10 protein-coding genes, 2 pseudogenes and 1 other annotated feature are annotated in these 16,276 nt (G+C 56.8%); of the genes and pseudogenes, 9 read left to right on the top strand and 3 right to left on the bottom strand.

Annotated elements, in window-relative coordinates:
• Positions 1-2: 2 nt before the first annotated feature.
• Together F3H58_RS26170 and F3H58_RS26165 are read left to right on the top strand one after the other, a co-directional pair.
• Positions 3-1,233: pseudogene (locus F3H58_RS26170) on the top strand (IS3 family transposase).
• Positions 286-402, top strand: a sequence feature (AL1L pseudoknot). (Overlaps the previous pseudogene by 117 nt.)
• Positions 1,234-2,373: 1,140 nt before the next feature.
• Complete coding sequence (locus tag F3H58_RS26165; protein ID WP_188129087.1) at positions 2,374-3,711, top strand: glycerophosphodiester phosphodiesterase family protein; 1,338 nt, start codon at positions 2,374-2,376, stop codon at positions 3,709-3,711.
• 955 nt (positions 3,712-4,666) lie between these two features.
• Here the strand turns inward: F3H58_RS26165 and F3H58_RS27870 are convergent.
• A complete protein-coding gene (locus F3H58_RS27870) occupies positions 4,667-5,965 on the bottom strand; it encodes a PAS domain-containing protein (RefSeq protein WP_149744330.1) in 1,299 nt (432 codons plus the stop codon).
• Between the two features lie 208 nt (positions 5,966-6,173).
• Between F3H58_RS27870 and F3H58_RS27665 the strand changes: the two are divergent.
• The 7 genes and pseudogenes from F3H58_RS27665 to F3H58_RS26130 form a co-directional block, all read left to right on the top strand.
• Positions 6,174-7,449, top strand: a pseudogene (locus F3H58_RS27665) (methyl-accepting chemotaxis protein); the annotation flags it as partial.
• Between the two features lie 422 nt (positions 7,450-7,871).
• Positions 7,872-8,213, top strand: coding sequence for a hypothetical protein (locus F3H58_RS27365; protein ID WP_188129085.1), 342 nt, complete (start codon positions 7,872-7,874; stop codon positions 8,211-8,213).
• A complete protein-coding gene (locus F3H58_RS26150) occupies positions 8,147-8,701 on the top strand; it encodes a nitroreductase family protein (protein ID WP_188129084.1) in 555 nt (184 codons plus the stop codon). Before F3H58_RS27365 ends, F3H58_RS26150 begins: the two co-directional genes overlap by 67 nt.
• Positions 8,702-8,729: 28 nt before the next feature.
• Positions 8,730-10,886 (top strand): TonB-dependent receptor, encoded by a 2,157-nt coding sequence (locus F3H58_RS26145; protein WP_188129083.1) that lies wholly within the window; start codon positions 8,730-8,732, stop codon positions 10,884-10,886.
• A complete protein-coding gene (locus tag F3H58_RS26140; RefSeq protein WP_149744327.1) occupies positions 10,880-11,734 on the top strand; it encodes an ABC transporter ATP-binding protein in 855 nt (284 codons plus the stop codon). The genes F3H58_RS26145 and F3H58_RS26140 overlap by 7 nt, the downstream gene beginning before the upstream one ends.
• On the top strand, positions 11,731-12,648 hold the full coding sequence (locus F3H58_RS26135) for an ABC transporter substrate-binding protein (protein WP_149744326.1): 918 nt from the start codon (positions 11,731-11,733) through the stop codon (positions 12,646-12,648). Before F3H58_RS26140 ends, F3H58_RS26135 begins: the two co-directional genes overlap by 4 nt.
• Entirely contained in the window at positions 12,645-14,666 is a 2,022-nt protein-coding gene (locus tag F3H58_RS26130; protein ID WP_149744325.1) for an iron ABC transporter permease, read from the top strand. Before F3H58_RS26135 ends, F3H58_RS26130 begins: the two co-directional genes overlap by 4 nt.
• On the opposite strand, the gene F3H58_RS26125 is transcribed toward F3H58_RS26130, so the two are convergent.
• Positions 14,638-15,048, bottom strand: coding sequence for a ParB N-terminal domain-containing protein (locus tag F3H58_RS26125; protein ID WP_149744324.1), 411 nt, complete (start codon positions 15,046-15,048; stop codon positions 14,638-14,640). The genes F3H58_RS26130 and F3H58_RS26125 overlap by 29 nt on opposite strands.
• Positions 15,045-16,268: a type III PLP-dependent enzyme gene (locus F3H58_RS26120; RefSeq protein WP_149744323.1), complete on the bottom strand. Its 1,224-nt coding sequence runs from the start codon at positions 16,266-16,268 to the stop codon at positions 15,045-15,047. Before F3H58_RS26120 ends, F3H58_RS26125 begins: the two co-directional genes overlap by 4 nt.
• Positions 16,269-16,276 lie beyond the last annotated feature (8 nt).

Genomic DNA, 16,276 nt, shown 5'->3' with positions numbered 1-16,276 from the left:
CTATGACAAGCAAGACGACGAACAAGTTCTCTCCTGAAGTCCGCGCCCGCGCCGTTCGGATGGTGACGGAACATGAAGCCGAACACTCATCGCGCTGGCGGCGGTATCATCGATAGCGGCCAAGATCGGCTGCTCGGCGCATACCCTTCATGAATGGGTGAAGAAGGCCGAGGTCGACAGCGGCAAGCGTGCGGGTTTGCCGAGTGACATGGCGGAGAAGATGAAGGCTCTGGAGCGGGAGAACCGCGAGCTTCGTCAGGCGAATGAGATTTTACGCAAGGCCTCGGCGTATTTTGCCCAGGCGGAGCTCGACCGCCCACTGAAGCGATGATTTCCTTGATCGACGAACACCGCTCGGTGCTCGGGGTCGAGCCGATCTGCAGACTGCTGCCGATTGCCTCGTCCACCTATTATGAGGTCATCGCCAAGCGCACAGACGTGGACCGCCTGTCGGCCCGCGCCCGTCGCGACATGGCGATGAAGGTCGAGATACGCCGGGTGTTCAACGAGAACTTCCAGGTCTATGGCGTGCGCAAGGTCTGGCGGCAATTGCAGCGAGAAGGTTACGACATCGCCCGCTGCACCGTCGCTCGGCTCATGAGAATGATGGGTCTTCAAGGCATCATTCGCGGCAAGCCCGTCAAAACCACCGTGCCGGACAAGGCCGCTCCATGCCCGCTCGACCGCGTGAACCGGCAGTTCCGTGCTCCCGCACCGAACATGCTGTGGCTCTCCGATTTCACCTATGTCGCGACCTGGCAGGGCTTCGTTTACGTGGCCTTCGTCATTGATGCCTTTGCACGCCGTATCGTCGGTTGGCGGGCGAGCCGGACTGCCCATGCGGGCTTTGTGCTCGATGCCCTCGACCAAGCACTTCATGACCGGCGACCCGTCAAACGGGGCGGGCTGGTTCATCATTCCGACCGCGGCTCGCAATACGTGTCAATTCGCTATTCCGAACGGCTGGCGGAGGCGGGCATCGAGCCGTCTGTCGGGAGTGTCGGCGACAGTTACGACAACGCTCTCGCCGAAACGATCAACGGCCTTTACAAGGCCGAGGTCATCCATCGACGAGGACCGTGGCGCAACTTCGAAGCCGTGGAGTTCGCCACGCTCGAATGGGTCGATTGGTTCAACAACCGCCGCCTTCTGGAGCCCATCGGCAACATACCGCCAGCCGAGGCCGAAGGACGATATTACGCCATGCTGGACGCGCCAGCCATGGCCGCATAACTTAAACCAAACGGTCTCCGGTAAAGCCGGCGCGGTTCACAGTGCCGTGCTCGGCCAGGGTATTGCCGCAGTCGAGCGCGCTTGTACTGAGGCGTTGGAAGCCGCCGTCGCCAAAGGTGATTTGATCTTTGCTGCTCTGGCGCGTGGATACCCGCCCATGCCGCCGCCCGGTGCTACGACATCCTACGCGCTTCGTCTGAAGATCAAATCTACAGGCCGATTGCGGTCACAGCGATGAAATTTGCCAAGTGCCAAGAGTAGGCGGACACCACCGATGCCTTGGCTGCGGCACCTGATTTCAGCAAGAAATTAGACCCTCCCGGCGCTCGGCAGGCAAAACCAGTTTCGGACGATTACTACCGCCGGCAATATCATCAAACCAATATACAAATATTTGTACGAACACTCGAACCAATGAATGCACAACAACAATCGAACAAATCGATGAACGCACATTACACTAAGATATATCCCGCAACGAAAACTAGTCCCAGTCCAGCTTAGCGTCTTGGCAGAAATCCTATTTTTATCGACAACCCCGGCAGACAGTCAGGCGGGCTTACTTTAAGCGACCGCGCTAGCCCCGCCACATTCGGTCATCCCGAATACGTCTCGGACGCAATGAGCAGCTTGGCAAAGAGGGGAAGAAAAGAAGTTGACCAATTGGCTCCGCTTGCGAAGGCACGAGGTGCAGGATGCCACGTCACTATAGTTCGGACCCCGCCCAGCTGAAGGAATTGTCACACCGCCTCCTTGGCAGATAGGAGAAGCCAAGCCTGTGAGCAATCCCCGAGAATTTTCAGGGTCAAACGCATCGCCCACCCCTTGGGGGAGAGGTCCTTCGAGCCTACCCCAAAAAGCATAAATACCCAGCTTTCCCAACTCAAATCAATCCAGCACCATCGGCACTCCACCGTTCCTATTCATTGCCAACTGATCAATCCTCGAACTTTCCTCCTACATTCCATTTGAATTCAGTACGCTACAGTCCAGCCGTCAACCGATACAATGCCTCACCCACAGCCCGACAACGCTCTAGAGGAGATCAAGCCTCACGGTAGCAATTGGAAATCCAGAGGCAACCGTCCCCTTCTTCCACCCAATGTCACTTGGGACAAAGTCCTCGCCCAACACTCGACAGTGAACTTCGACTTTCTTCTCAATGAAGAGAAATACCCTCGCGATGGCGTCCGAAGCATTTTGGCCGCAGATCATCGCGGCGGCTATTCTCGTTGCGCTCACATTCCAGAAAACTCCTACGAAGGAGCTCGTGCGTCCAAGAAGGAGGGAATAAAATTCATTGAATGGGATTGGCAGGTCACCAAAGATGAGGAACTGGTTGCTATGCACGACAAAAACCTCTGGCGAGTTATGGGACTTGAGGGGAAGGTCTGTGACTACACCTTCGAGGAGATCAACGAAATCACATTTCAGCAACGCTTCCTGATCCAACGAGAGATGGAGAAAAATGGTACGGTCTCGAATACGAGCGTCAAGACGCATGCTGCACTCGTCAACGCCAAACAGTTGATGGAAGATCCTGAGTTTGCCGATATGGTCCACCACGCTGACTTCCGAGATGACAACCTTTGGGCCGGCATCAAGTTTTTGAGCAAGGCAAAGGCGGCCGGCAAAGACTACTACAAAAGGTTCCCCATGAAATTCTACAACTTCCAGTATGTAGATTTCGCCGCTGTCAAAGCACAGGCCAGAGAGCATGGCGTTGATGACGATTTCTGGACGTACATGATCTTCACGCCCATCCTTCACCCGGATCCAACTATGGCTCGTGCCCGCGACAGTTCGCTTCAGAAGATTGAACAGACCGACGATGACAGTGGCAGCGAAGGAAACGAGCAAGTTTTCGACACCAAGGCAACTCGGGAAGAGATTGCGAAGTTCGTCCACTCCTGTCTTCAAGATTGCGCCAACATCTTCGGTATCGAACTTGGTGTCTCTGGCCTTGGCCATTTTTTCGACATCGAAACTGGAGAAACTAAGGACCCGAGGACTGGAGCTATTATCCGTGACAGAAGCGTCCGGGCGCTGGCTCACTTCGAGTGGAACGTCATCAAATTGGCCCCGGGATTTGTAAAGATGCGTCCGGACTTGAGTTTTGGTCGATGTAGGCGATCCTACGACTATAGAATTGTTTCGAACGGCACCTGTGGAACCTACGACCTCTCGACCGGCCACAGCAAGCATTGGCCCGCAGTAGGTGACGAAAAGCGAATTCCGTTTGAGCTTAGAGGTTTGCCTGTCGGCTATCCTGTCTACAAAGGCTTTCCCTGCGACGTGGTGAATGCGGACGATGTCGTTACCGACGTGGCTTTCATGGCTTGGTGCGAGCATGAAAACATCGACTACGCCTCAATCACTAAAATCCCTCGCAACCAATGGCTCCTCAAGTTCAGTGACGAGGCCCGCGCTGCCATCGGTGACATTGACCATCTTTATCCAGCCAACGATATCTTGTGATTGGTAGTATGTTGAGATCGGAGGGAGGACGGGTCAGAGAAGAGTTGGATCCAGAGGGAACGGGCATGTTGCGCGATGATCGCTGTTTCAATAGTCACTCGTTTAGTAGCTTAGATAGTTCATCAACAAAATATCGATCTATCTCAGAATGTCACGCCTCATTAATATCCACTTCAAAATCGCAAATGCCCTGCATTTGAGAAGTATTCCCATTGGCTGCCTCTTATGCAGAGACTGACCTGAGCCAATTGTACCCCCAAGTTTTCGGGCGAGCCCTGGTTTCAATCTTTGACCTCATGTGACCAATTTTTCTGTGTCGATTTTCATCGCGAATTCACTGCGTGTCGTGTTGCCTAGTGACAATGCCCTGCCGATCCAACAGCACGTGCATGCGTCGATACCCGAAATGGCGATGTTCGGATGCCACTAGCTTCGTCGCCTCACGGATGCCAGCTCATCCGGTCAAACGCAATATCGTGCCTTCGACCAATCAATGATAAAACCTCACGCGCCGATGCTCGTTGCCCCTACTGTTTGCAGGCATAAGCCAATTCCCTGCTTTCAAATTGGGCGTCACAATTTTTTTGCAACATCTTTCAATATGGCACTATTGAAAATGCTCTTGGCAGCAACTTCTTAAGCTTGGCGTTCTCTTGTTGCAGAGCTTTCAGCTTGCGGGCATCGGAAATCTCTCTGTCGCCCAACTTGGTCTTGTGTTTCTAGAAGGTTGCTCCCGATATACTATTCTCGCGGCGGGCATCTCGTCACAGCAGCGGACCCGCAAATTTGGAGGAAAATCAGTGCTCAGACCACGTTGCAAACGCCACAGCCGTTGCAGGCCATCCCGGTACCACATCTGTACCCCAGTCTTGGCAGAATCGACATATGCAGCCAAGGCGCACCAGCCCCCGAAGCTTTAGGAGGGAGGGGGAAGCGCAACGAGAAGTTCAGAAAATTACATGTGAATATATCCTGCCAAAAATAAATCGCATGGCGAATTGGGGTCTAAACAAGCCAACTTCGAGAACGCATACATCGCCGCGCGCCTTGGCGACGCACGCCATATCGAACATGTTACCTGCCCGAAGAGATTGTCCGCGCTTACGGGCTTATCCGGTCGTCTGGTCAGATATAACGCCAAACCAGCGAAGCACGGTTCCGTCGGAGGCGATATGGGCGCGCGCACAGCTAACGACGGATCGATACGTCCCATCCGGCCACGCGATCTGGAACTGGATCTCCCAAGGTTGGCCGCTGGGAATCCATTGCAACCATTTGAACGAACGTGGGTGCGGTCGTCAGGATGCATCTTCGCCATCCATCGATCGGTACGATCCCGCATCGTGTCATTAGGCAGGTCCTCGAATGTCGGGCTGATGTAATAAACGTCTCCCTCCGCGGTAGCCGCCCATGCAATATCTGGATTGAGTTCGACAGCATGACGGAAATGCTCTTCACTTTGCTCAAGCGTCCGGAAGACCCGGTTCTGTTCGGTCACTTCGATAGCCACAAGAGAAAACCCGAGGTTTTCGCCTCCCTCGTCTGCGACCTTTTGAGCAAAGACCCGATATTCCCGTTTCCCCATAACGTAGTCCTGTGGTGGCAGGGGATTGGGTCCCAGCGCCTTGCTCAATACCGCCTCAAACCTTGGGAGGTTTTCACCTTGCAAGACTTCGTAGATCGACCTGCCTTCCAGTTCGCGACCCGTGACGCCGTGCATAGTTGCAAAGATATCGTTGGCGCGCACGTACCTGAAATGTAGATCGAGAAAGCTTAGCCCGACAGGGGCTTGGTCATATGGTGCTTCCAACTGGTGGAGTTGCTGAAACGGAGACGCGTCGAGAATAGATGCCGGCGCCGCCATCTCTGAAAGATGTTTGTGGACCTGCTGCGCCTCCGGGGCGGGCACGCCCTTTCCGTAAAGCCAACCCTGCCCTAACGGACAGCCGAGCCTCCGCAAGATCGCTGCCTCGGCGTTGGTTTCCACGCCCTCGACCACCGTGATGTTCAGGCTTTGCCCCAGTCCGACGACTGCAGATACAATTCTCCGTTTGCGATTGTCATGTTCCAGCCCGCGGACGAACTGGGCCTCGATCTTGAGCTTGCGGAATGGAAATGCCTCAAGTCGCGCAAGACTGGAGTACCCTGTCCCAAAATCGTCTAACGAGATAGCGATGCCGGTCTCGTTAAGCCGGTTCAACGTCCGATAGGCTGCGGTACTATACGAGGTCCCTAGCCGAGATGAACCAGACACTGGACGCCTCGCAAGGCAAGGTTTATTTCGATGTGCTTCGCAGCCTTATTGCAGAAGTACGATCGGATGAGCGGGCACTCCTTGAAAAACGATCTGCAGCGAACAGTGCGGCCGTTTCATCCTCCATCAATCTGATCTAGATTAGCCTTGCGGCAGCCGTCGCTATAGCGCTGGCAGCCGGGATGATGATCGGCGCTGGTATTTCACGCCGCTTCTTGCCATGTCCTCGGCCATGAAGCTATTGGCATCGGGTGAGACGCAGCTAGACGTACCCGGTGTGGGACGCAGGGACGAGATTGGGCAGATGGCTGAGACCGTTCAGGTCTTCAAGGAAAACGCGATCGCGAAGATCCAGATGGAACGCGAGGCTGAGGCCAGCCGCTCGACATCGGATAAGGAGCGCCTGGAGCGCGAACGTCAGAAAGCGCAGGAAGCGGCCGACATCCAGTTCGCCGTCGATGCCCTTGCGCAGGGCCTCGGCAAACTCGCAGATGGCAAAGTTTCCTACCGGATTGATTCACCATTTGTGGCCCACCTCGACAGGCTGCGAGCCGACTTCAACAACTCCGTGAGCAAACTGCACGAGGCTCTAGTCTCCGTTGGCAAGAACGCTCGTGGCATTGATGCTGGCGCTAACGAAATCCGTTCTGCTGCGGACGACCTATCCAAGCGCACTGAACAGCAGGCAGCATCTGTGGAACACGGCAGCTGCGCTAGAACAAATCGCGACAACAGTTCGCGATTCCGCCAAGCGCGCTGAGGAAGTCGGCGGGCTTGTGACCAAGACGCGGCTCGGCGCCGAGCAATCCGGTCAGGTTGTCCGAGACGCCGTCGTTGCCATGCAGCAGATCGAAAAATTCTCTCGCGAAATCTCGAACATCATCGGCGTTATCGATGAGATTGCCTTCCAGACCAACATTCTTGCGCTTAATGCGGGTGTAGAGGCAGCGCGGGCTGGCGAGGCTGGTAAAGGTTTCGCCGTTGTCGCGCAGGAAGTTCGCGAACTCGCCCAGCGTTCCGCAACCGCGGCAAAAGAAATCAAGACGCTGATTGTCACCTCGGGCGATCAGGTTCGTTCGGGCGTCGAGCTCGTTGGCAACACTGGCAAGGCACTTGAGGTAATTGTTTCTGAGGTTCAGCATATTAACCAGCATGTGAACGCAATTGTTGAATCCGCACGCGAGCAGCCCATCGGCATTCAGGAGATCAACTCAGCAGTCAACACCATGGATCAGGGCACGCAGCAGAATGCCGCGATGGTCGAGCAATCCACTGCGGCGAGCCACAGCCTCGCGAAAGAGGCCGCAGCGCTGAACCAGTTGATCGCGCAGTTCGACGTCCGCAATGCCGCAACCCCCCGCCCGGTTGCTGCCTCCCCGAGCTCTGCTCCGGTCGCCTCCCCCACACGACAACTGATACGAAAGGTGGCCGGCGCCCTCGCAGGTGGCGCAGTACCGGCCAGCGCATCGTGGGAAGAGTTCTGAGGCCCATATCATGGACGACAAAGCTAAGCCCACAGGAAAGCGTGGGTCGTCCTTTCGCATGAGTTTTTCTTATGGTTGTCGAGAAAGACGACCCGCTGCCTCGTTGCGAGATCGCACTCCCGAATAGATTCGAACCTTCGACCGCCTGTTAACCAACCGCCGACCACTGAAATTTCCGGGCCTCGACTTTCAGCGCACTAATATGACGCTCGATCCCGAGCGGAGACTATACTACGCCCGCTCCCTAAAGCCCCAGATTTCCGGTAGGATTTCCACTTCCATGATAGCGTCCACTCACAGAGCCATGACGGGTACGATAGCTTGTCGTCAACGTTGACGCAGAAGGATAGAGTCCAGGCCCGCTTCGCAGGCGCCCTTCCATCGACGTGATGCGCGTCTTCAGAACGCCCGCTGAGGCGTCCATGGCTCATTCCCCCACTCTGCAAACGCACGTAATACATTCGGTAAGAGTCTCTAAAAGACGTCAAACCAGCGATACACCGGAAGCGTGCCAGCGGCAGTTTCCCCTCATCGATTTGTTAACCGAAAATATTTACACGACTATTTTCGTCAAGTTTATTGACATGCACACCATCCGCCTCTTTTATGCGCCCGCACAAATTGAAAAGCGGGCCTGCGCCATATGGAATTTTCAACCAAAAATCAAAGTTGGCCAAGTGAGCTTTCAAGAGCAGGCATGGGCAATCGCCGCTCCGTTCCGCCCGCCCTGTTGCGTGCGCCCGCGCCATCCGAAGAAAAATTAAACGATATCCTGATGCTCGCGAGTCGCGTCCCGGATCACGGTAATTTGGTGCCATGGCGGTTCATTCTTGTAAGAGATCATCAGGCTGGCGATCTCCTGGAAGAGTTTCTTCGCGCGCACGATGCCGAAGAACAAGACGAAGGCGTGAAATCGGCAATGATCTCCCGGTTGAGGGCGTGGCTGATCGGACCGCCGGCTACAGTGTTTTTGGTTTGGCGTCCCGATAAAGCTGCGCCATTCCCCGAACTGGACCAACTGCTTTGTGCAGGTGCGGTCGCGACGACTTTTTTACACGCGGTTCACGCGGAAGGCTTCGGCTCGATCTGGCTTACTGGCTGGCCCTGTTCCTCAGAACGGGTCAGGCAGATCATGGGTCTCGATCCACACGAACGGCTGATCGGTCTTTTTCCTTTGGGCACTCCAACGCGAAGGCCAGCCGAACGAGCCAGGCCGAACGCAAATAACCTACTGAGCGAGTGGCGCTCGTAACAGCCATCGAATTATGGGGGACTTATCATTGCTATCCAAGACTTTTTTGTTTTCAATTTCGGTATCCACACTTGCCTTGTGCAGCGCAACTTTCTCGGCATTCGCGCAAGATAGCGGCGGCGACACAGTCCTTGCGCCCATTACGATCAAGGCCGATCGTGTTGGAAATGCTCCCGAGAGCCTGACCCGCAACGTCACGATTCTGGAAAAAGAGGATATCGAAAAACTCCTCACGACGTCGCACAGCTTGCCGGATCTTCTGGGTAAAGCAGTCCCTGGTCTGGCGCTGTATACCGGAGCCTTCACCACATACGGTCAAGGTCTACGCGGGCGCAGCGCCCTCGTCGTTATTGATGGTGTTCCCCAGAAACTCAACCGTGACACCTCCCGCGATCTGTTCAATGTTGACGTTTCCGCCATCGAGAAGATCGAGGTCGTCCATGGAGGATCCGCTCTCTACGGCAATGGTGCGACAGGCGGCATCATTTATATCACGACGCTCCAGGGCGGCGGCGAGACACGGTTTAAATCACGCCTGGAGACCGGAAACAGCCTCACCAATTTCGGCGGCCAGGGGGCGAATGCGCGCTTTTCGCAATCTGTGCAAGGAAGCGCGGGGGACACCGACTTTGCTTTTTCGGCATCAGGTGACTTCAACCGCGGGCTGTTCGACGCCAAGGGTGACCGCATAGCGCCTGAGCCCAGCCAGGGTGATCTTTTCGATACTGTCTCCGGCAGCTTTTTCGGGCGGGTGCGCCATCATTTCGATGATCAGAGCCTTGGCGCTTCGCTGATCGTCAAGAAAATCAGGCAGGATAGCGATTATGCGGCCGATACGACCGTTGCAGGCTTGCCACCCGGTACCGTTCCTGCCCGCGCAGTGAAAGGATTGTCACTCGACGAACAGGGCGGACTGTTCAATATCCAGGGAACCATCGACTACAGACACGAGGATATTCTGGGAGGAACACTGGATGCCCAGGCCTTCGCCCGCAGAGCGGAATCGCGATTCTATCCTTCCGACGCACGCGCCATTCGCAATCGCGCGGCGATCATCCAATCCTATTTCGAAAGTGACATTTACGGCGGAAGCGTTGTTTTCAACACGCCCATTCCTCTCAGTGACGAAGTTCCCGTCAATCTGATGTGGGGAATGGATGCGCAACTGGAAAACTCCGTCGGCCCGGCCGATCTTTTTGACGGTACGGCTTTCGACAGCAGCAGGGGAACCGTCTTCAATCGCACACGAACGACGCTCTGGACACCGCCTTTCGATCTCGACCAGTATTCGCTATTTGCCCAGCTTGAGGTCAAACCGACAGATCGCATCACGGTGCGTGGCGGTGTGCGACAACAATGGGCCCATTTCTCCGTAGACAATTTCACGACGATCATTGGCGATCCGATTGCAGGCGGCAGCCTCGATTTTTCCAGCGCGCTCTACAACATCGGCGTGAATTACGAGTTCATCGACGGTATAAGTTTGTTTGCCGATTTTTCCCAGTCCTACGATCTCTCAGACATCGGCCTGCAGCTTCGCCAGGCCCCGCGCGGTTTCAATCTCACGGGCAGCAACATCCGTCCCCTCAGCTACGACAACTACGAAGTCGGCATTCGGGCGTCGGTCGGAGATTTCACCGGCAGTGCTGCAGCCTTCCTGAGCAAGTCTGAGCTGGGCGCCCTGCGCACGGAAAACTTCATTCTTATCCAGGACCGGGATCCCGAAGAAATCAAGGGCATCGAACTGGCGGCCAGTTACCGCTTCAACGACCAGTGGTCGGCCGGGGGAACGTTTACCTACACGCATGGTGAACGAACGACCGCGACCGGGCGCGAGATCGCTCTGGACGGTTTCCGCATTCCGCCGATCAAGGTTACGGGTTATGTCGAGTACATGCCGACAGATTGGTGGTCGTTGCGTCTCGACGGCGTCTACAGCGGATCTCGCGACGACGCTTTCAACGACCGCGTGGCATTTGGGGGCGCGAAGGTGGAGGACTTTGCGATTTTCAATCTTGCAAGCGATTTCAAGCTCGAGCGTGGCAAGCTCAGTCTCGGCATCGACAACATCTTTAATGAAGATTACTACAACGTCTATGCGCAGCTGTTGAGGAATTCGAACAACACAAGCCATATCAAATCGCCGGGTACAACGTTCAAAATCGCATATGAGGTTGAATGGTAGCTGCATCTTATCAGGTCAGCACAGCTGAATGTTCCTCGGGCGCGTCTTTGGTCGGCTCCGGGCTTTCGTTCGTCGCCGGCGGGCGCACCATTCTCAATGATGTCGTCTGCGAGATACCTGGAGGGAAAATCACGGCTCTGGTCGGTCCAAACGGCTCCGGCAAGAGTTCCCTGATGAGACTTCTGGTGCGCCTGGAGCGACCCACGACCGGGCAAGTTACCCTTTCGGGGCGCGATGTTACGTCCTTCAGTCGCCGCGACTTCGCGCGGTGGCTGGCGTTTCTTCCACAGGATATGCAGCCGCCCGCAGCGCTATCTGTCCGCGATCTCGTCGCCTGCGGGAGGCACCCACATCGTGCCATATGGCGGCCCGAGACCAAGCGAGACAGGGAGGTCATTGAGGAGGCTCTGGTAGTCACCGATCTCACTGATCTTTCCAGCCGGCCGATAGGAGCGCTTTCGGGAGGCGAGCGCCAGCGTTCGCTGATCGCCATGGCGCTTGCGCAAGAGACGCAGATCCTGATGCTCGATGAGCCGACAACCTACCTGGATCTTCGTTATCAGATTCAGATACTGGAGCTTGTTCGCAAGCTTCAGATTGAGCGGCAGTTAACCGTCTGCTGGGTTCTGCACGATCTGAACGAGGCAGCGGCCTATAGCGACGAGGTCATCGTTCTTTCGAACGGGCGCTGTGTCGCAACGGGGTCGCCCGAGCGCATCCTGACGCCCGAGTTCATACGTGGTGTTTTCGGCATCGACATGCTGCGGCTTGCTCACCCTGTCGACGGAGCGCCACTTCTCGTTCCGTCGCGGGGCTGGGGTCCCAATCATCCAAGAGAAACGACATGATCGCCCTCAATCGACGCAAATTTATTTTCACTCTTTCCTGCGCCGCCTGCGCAACGGCCTTCCGCCCCGGACGACTGATCGCAAAAACGGCGCTGCCGCGTGTCGTCGCCCTTGAATGGCGTTATGCCGATCATGCCCGTTCGCTCGGATTGCCTCTCGTTGGTATCGCCGATCTTGCGGAGTATCTTGGGCAGACTTCATCCGACGCGCGGGAATTGGCGGCAATCGGGACGGCGGATATGGGACGCCGGCAGGAGCCGTCTCTTGAGGCAATCATCGCGGCGAAACCCGATCTTATCCTGGGCGTCAAGTTTCGACACGAGCGCATCCAGCAGCAACTTTCAAAGATCGCCCAAACTGTGCTTTACGACTATACCCGGACCGGCAAGGAGAATGGCGACCAGCTCTCCCTTATGATTGACGAACTACGGTTGCTTGCCGAAAAAGTTGGACGCCGCGATACCGCAGACGATGCGGTCCGCGGTCTTGACGAGTTCCTCGCCAAGGGGGCCGGACGGCTCGCATCGGTCCCTGACCTGTCGCGGCGGATCATATTTGCCCAATTTCCGTCCGGGGTTAACAATATTCGTCTTTTCACCTCGAACTCGCTTCCCGTCCGCTTGCTGGAGCGACTGGGACTTCAAAACACTTGGAACGGCCCGTCGGAAGGTTTTGGCTTCACGACAGTCGGTCCAGAGCGGTTGCTGGCTCTTGGTGACGTCACGTTTCTGGGCGTCGCAATCGGTGCGGATAACAGCCATACGAGGCTTGAGAGAAACCCGCTCTGGCAAAGCATGCCATTTGTGCGGGCCGGCAGATTTTTTGGCCTGACCGACGTGGTTTGGCCTTTCGGCGGCATCCAGGCGGCCGAGGCATTTTCCGCGAAAGTGGCGGAAACGCTCACGCAGGGATGATCGCTTCCTCAAATAATAAGTGGCTATTTGTAACGCCCGCAGTTGTGATCGCAACCTGCGCGTCAATCGCGCTGGTGCTTGTATATCTCCACGCTTCGGTCGGCATCGAAGCGTCGATATCGACCATCCTCCGCAGCATTTTATCGGCGTCGGCCGATGATCCAGCCGGTATGATGCTGCACTATCTTCGGCTTCCTCGGACGCTGGCGGCCATTTTGACCGGCGCGTGTCTCGCGGTGGCCGGAACGCTCTTTCAAGTAGCCACACGCAATCCGCTGGCATCGCCGGGTATTCTTGGTGTGACGGCGGGTGCACAGCTGTTCGTTGCACTTGTTACTGTTGTGCCCGCCCTCGCCCTCCTCGTCCCACACGCCGTGGCGGCTACCGTGGGTGGGGTTCTGGCAGGCGGGCTCACCTGGACGGTTTCCGGGGCCAGTTCCGGGCCGGTCAGAATTGCCTTGTCGGGGATGGCGGTATCGCTGATGGCGGGAGCGATAGCAGCGGCGATCTCACTTTTGAACGAAACGGCTGGCGCAAGCCTTCATCTTTGGGGCGGAGGAAGCCTCATTCAAACGGATTGGCAGGCAGCAATCAGCGCTCTGGTCGGTTTCTGTCCGGTATTTCTGGTGGCGCTAATGCTTGCGAGACAATTCGATATTCTTAGCCTCGGCGATGATACGGCGAGGATGCTCGGGCAGAACCTGCTTCTGATACGCGGAATAGCGCTTGCTCTCGGCGTCTGGTTGTCCGCGCTCGCCGTCACGCTCGCCGGACCGGTCGTATTTGTGGGGCTGGTCGCGCCCAACCTGCTACGCCTTGCGGGAATATCCAAACACCTCCTTTTGCTACCTGCAGCCGCGATCTTCGGGATAGCGTTGACAGTCGGGGCCGATCTTCTCGTACTGAACCTGTCGGCCAGCACAATCGAATTACCGGTCGGGGTACCGATCGCGCTCGTCGGGGCGCCGGTTCTCATCTTGCTGGCATGGCGCCATGCACAGGAAAATCGCACCACATCGGAATTTTCCGGCAGATACCAGGCAGCGCCTGCCCTGCGCGGATTATCCCATCCGGCCTTGTTTGTCGTCCTGCTCCTCCTTGCGGGCATTGCGGGGCTTGTCAGCGGCAATCGCTTCATCTCGCCGTGGAGCGCCCTGACCTTCCTCGCCGGGGTCCCCTCCGCAGACCTGCAGAGCATCCTGGAACTCCGTACATTGCGCGTTGCCGGCGCGGCATTGGGTGGCGCGCTTCTCGGGCTTTCGGGCCTCCTTCTTCAGGGGGTCGTTCGCAATCCGCTCGCAAGTCCCGAACTGATCGGCATCACACAAACATCCGGCCTTGCCGCTGTCGCCGTACTGCTTTTTTTTCCCGAACTTGGCTTTCCCGGCGTTCAGGCAGGCGCTGTCGCTGGCGGTCTTGCCGCCACGGTTTTTGTTGCCAGTCTCGGGCTTCGGCGAAATCTCGCCCCGTCGGCGATGGCGCTTATCGGTCTTGGGCTGGCGGCATTTGCGGCCTCCGCTTCAACCGCATTGGTCATCATGGCTGGTTTTCAGGCAAGTCAGGCCGCGACCTGGCTCGCCGGATCAACTTATGGCATTGGCAAAACTGACCTGACGGTTCTTGCCGGCGCACTGATTTGTATCGTGCCTGTTTCCTATCTGCTCTTTTCGCTTACGGACATAATGGCACTGGGCCGCCCGAAAGCATCAACTCTCGGGCTGAATTTTCGGGCGGCGGAATGGGCCCACCTCCTGGCCGGGGCATTGTGCGCCAGCACGGTTGCCGCTGTCTTCGGCCCCGTATCGTTCGTTGGGTTAATGGCGCCACATGCCGCTCGCCTCCTTGGTCCGGGGCGATATCGCGACCTGATGGCCGCCAGCGCTCTCATCGGCGCCATATTGATGATCATCGCCGATTGTCTCGGACGGACCCTGTTTGCGCCGGTCGAGATACCCATCGGCTTGATGACGGCCATCATTGGAGCTCCCTTTATATTGCTCGTTCTACGCCGGGCATGACGAGCTGATGCAACGGAACCGGCACGACACGAACCGGTGGAAACACATGGCGCGTCGATTTGTGCGGAAACAGAATGCCGCGCCGGGCGCGCTCGACGATCTCGTCGGGTTCGAATGACATGTCGGGCCGCCAGCTTCCCAGCCGCACGTTCTCATAGTCGAACGTGACGACCGGCACGAGCGTCAGTCCGAGACGTAACGCTGCGGCGTGACGATGGTGCCCGTCCATGATGCATCGGCTTGTGCGCTCAATGCAGATCGGGCTGGTCCAGCTTTGATCCCGGATCAGAAGATCGGTCACTTCGGCGACGCGATCTGGAATGATTTCCTCATGGGGAGAAAGGGTCGATGGCGGCACCAGCAGCAACTCTGAATAGGTCATGCAATCAGCCTTTCGTCACCGTTGGAGACAGACTCTTTCAGGAATATCCTTTCCGGATGAGCATTGCTCAGGAAGTCATGGTGGGAAATGTCCCAACCATAGGCACCTGCGGCCAGAAAGCAGACGATATCGCCGACGCCAAGGTCGTGAACCTCTTCGTTTCGCAGCAAGACGTCCTTCGGCGTGCACAGTTCACCGGTAAACGTCACGACTGCTTTCCCGGTCGTGGGACGCGGCCATGACCGTCGCCAGACGCGACCGTTGAGGATTTTATACGGGTGGCGATGCTGCCAGGCCGAGGGGAGCCTGAAATGATGCGAACCGCCCCGCAGCAACGCAAAAGTTTCACCGTGGGTCGTCTTCACATCTATGACCTCGGCAACGTAGACGGTGCAATAGGCGACGACGATGCGCCCGCATTCGAACTGCAGCACGGTGTTATCCGCAGGGATGCTGCCAGCGAGCTGTTCAGTCAGGTGGCGGAAGTCGAATCTTCGGTCAAGATCGGCATAATCCACTCCCCAGCCGCCGCCGAGATTGATGACGCGCACCTCAAGCCCATTTCGCATCGCCCAATCGCGCGCCCTCAATAACGCCTCCTTGCAGAAGATAGCATGAGCATCGGCATCCAGATTGTTGGAAATGGTGTGGAGATGGAAGCCATCGAAGCGCAGGTGCCGGCATGACTTGACGAGCTGAAGCGCCTCATCAACCTGCGCCTCGTCGATGCCGAATTGCGTCGGCTGCCCTCCCATCGTAATCGTGGCGCCCGGAACGGGGCCGGCCATGTTGATTCTCAACAGAATTGGAAGCCTTATGCCGGCCCGGGCCGCCACCATGTCCGCCAGATGGAGGAGATGAAGACTCTCGATATGGACCCGCTCGACTCCATGATCGATTGCGGCAATAAAATCAGTTTCAGTTCGCCCCGGCCCGCCCATGATGATCCGGACCTTCGGACCGACGGTTTGCCGCACTTTGCGGATTTCGCCTGCCGAAGCGACTTCGAAGCCGGCGACGATGGGTGCCAGCGTTAAAAGTACCGCCGGATCGCTATTCGCCTTGATGGCGTAAAAGAACTCGCTCTGAGCTGGCAGGATCGACACGATGTCGCGGGCGTGCCTCGCCAGCCCGTCCAGATCGTGGATATAGGCGCAGACGGGAAGGTCCTGCCTGACCAACGACTCGACAAGCTGGAGCGAAGGGTTGAAATACGTCACGATACGTT

This window comes from Rhizobium sp. NFACC06-2 (genome assembly GCF_900101425.1).
GTDB lineage: Bacteria > Pseudomonadota > Alphaproteobacteria > Rhizobiales > Rhizobiaceae > Agrobacterium > Agrobacterium leguminum.
This window is presented reverse-complemented; position numbering and strand designations above follow the sequence as displayed.

What these genes read in the sequence shown, in the direction of transcription:
- F3H58_RS27365 (WP_188129085.1), top strand. Translation starts at nt 7,872, where the DNA reads ATGGCTCATTCCCCCACTCTGCAAACGCACGTAATACATTCGGTAAGA.
- F3H58_RS26150 (WP_188129084.1), top strand. Translation starts at nt 8,147, where the DNA reads ATGGGCAATCGCCGCTCCGTTCCGCCCGCCCTGTTGCGTGCGCCCGCG.
- F3H58_RS26125 (WP_149744324.1), bottom strand. Translation starts at nt 15,048, where the DNA reads ATGACCTATTCAGAGTTGCTGCTGGTGCCGCCATCGACCCTTTCTCCC.
- F3H58_RS26140 (WP_149744327.1), top strand. Translation starts at nt 10,880, where the DNA reads ATGGTAGCTGCATCTTATCAGGTCAGCACAGCTGAATGTTCCTCGGGC.
- F3H58_RS26135 (WP_149744326.1), top strand. Translation starts at nt 11,731, where the DNA reads ATGATCGCCCTCAATCGACGCAAATTTATTTTCACTCTTTCCTGCGCC.
- F3H58_RS26130 (WP_149744325.1), top strand. Translation starts at nt 12,645, where the DNA reads ATGATCGCTTCCTCAAATAATAAGTGGCTATTTGTAACGCCCGCAGTT.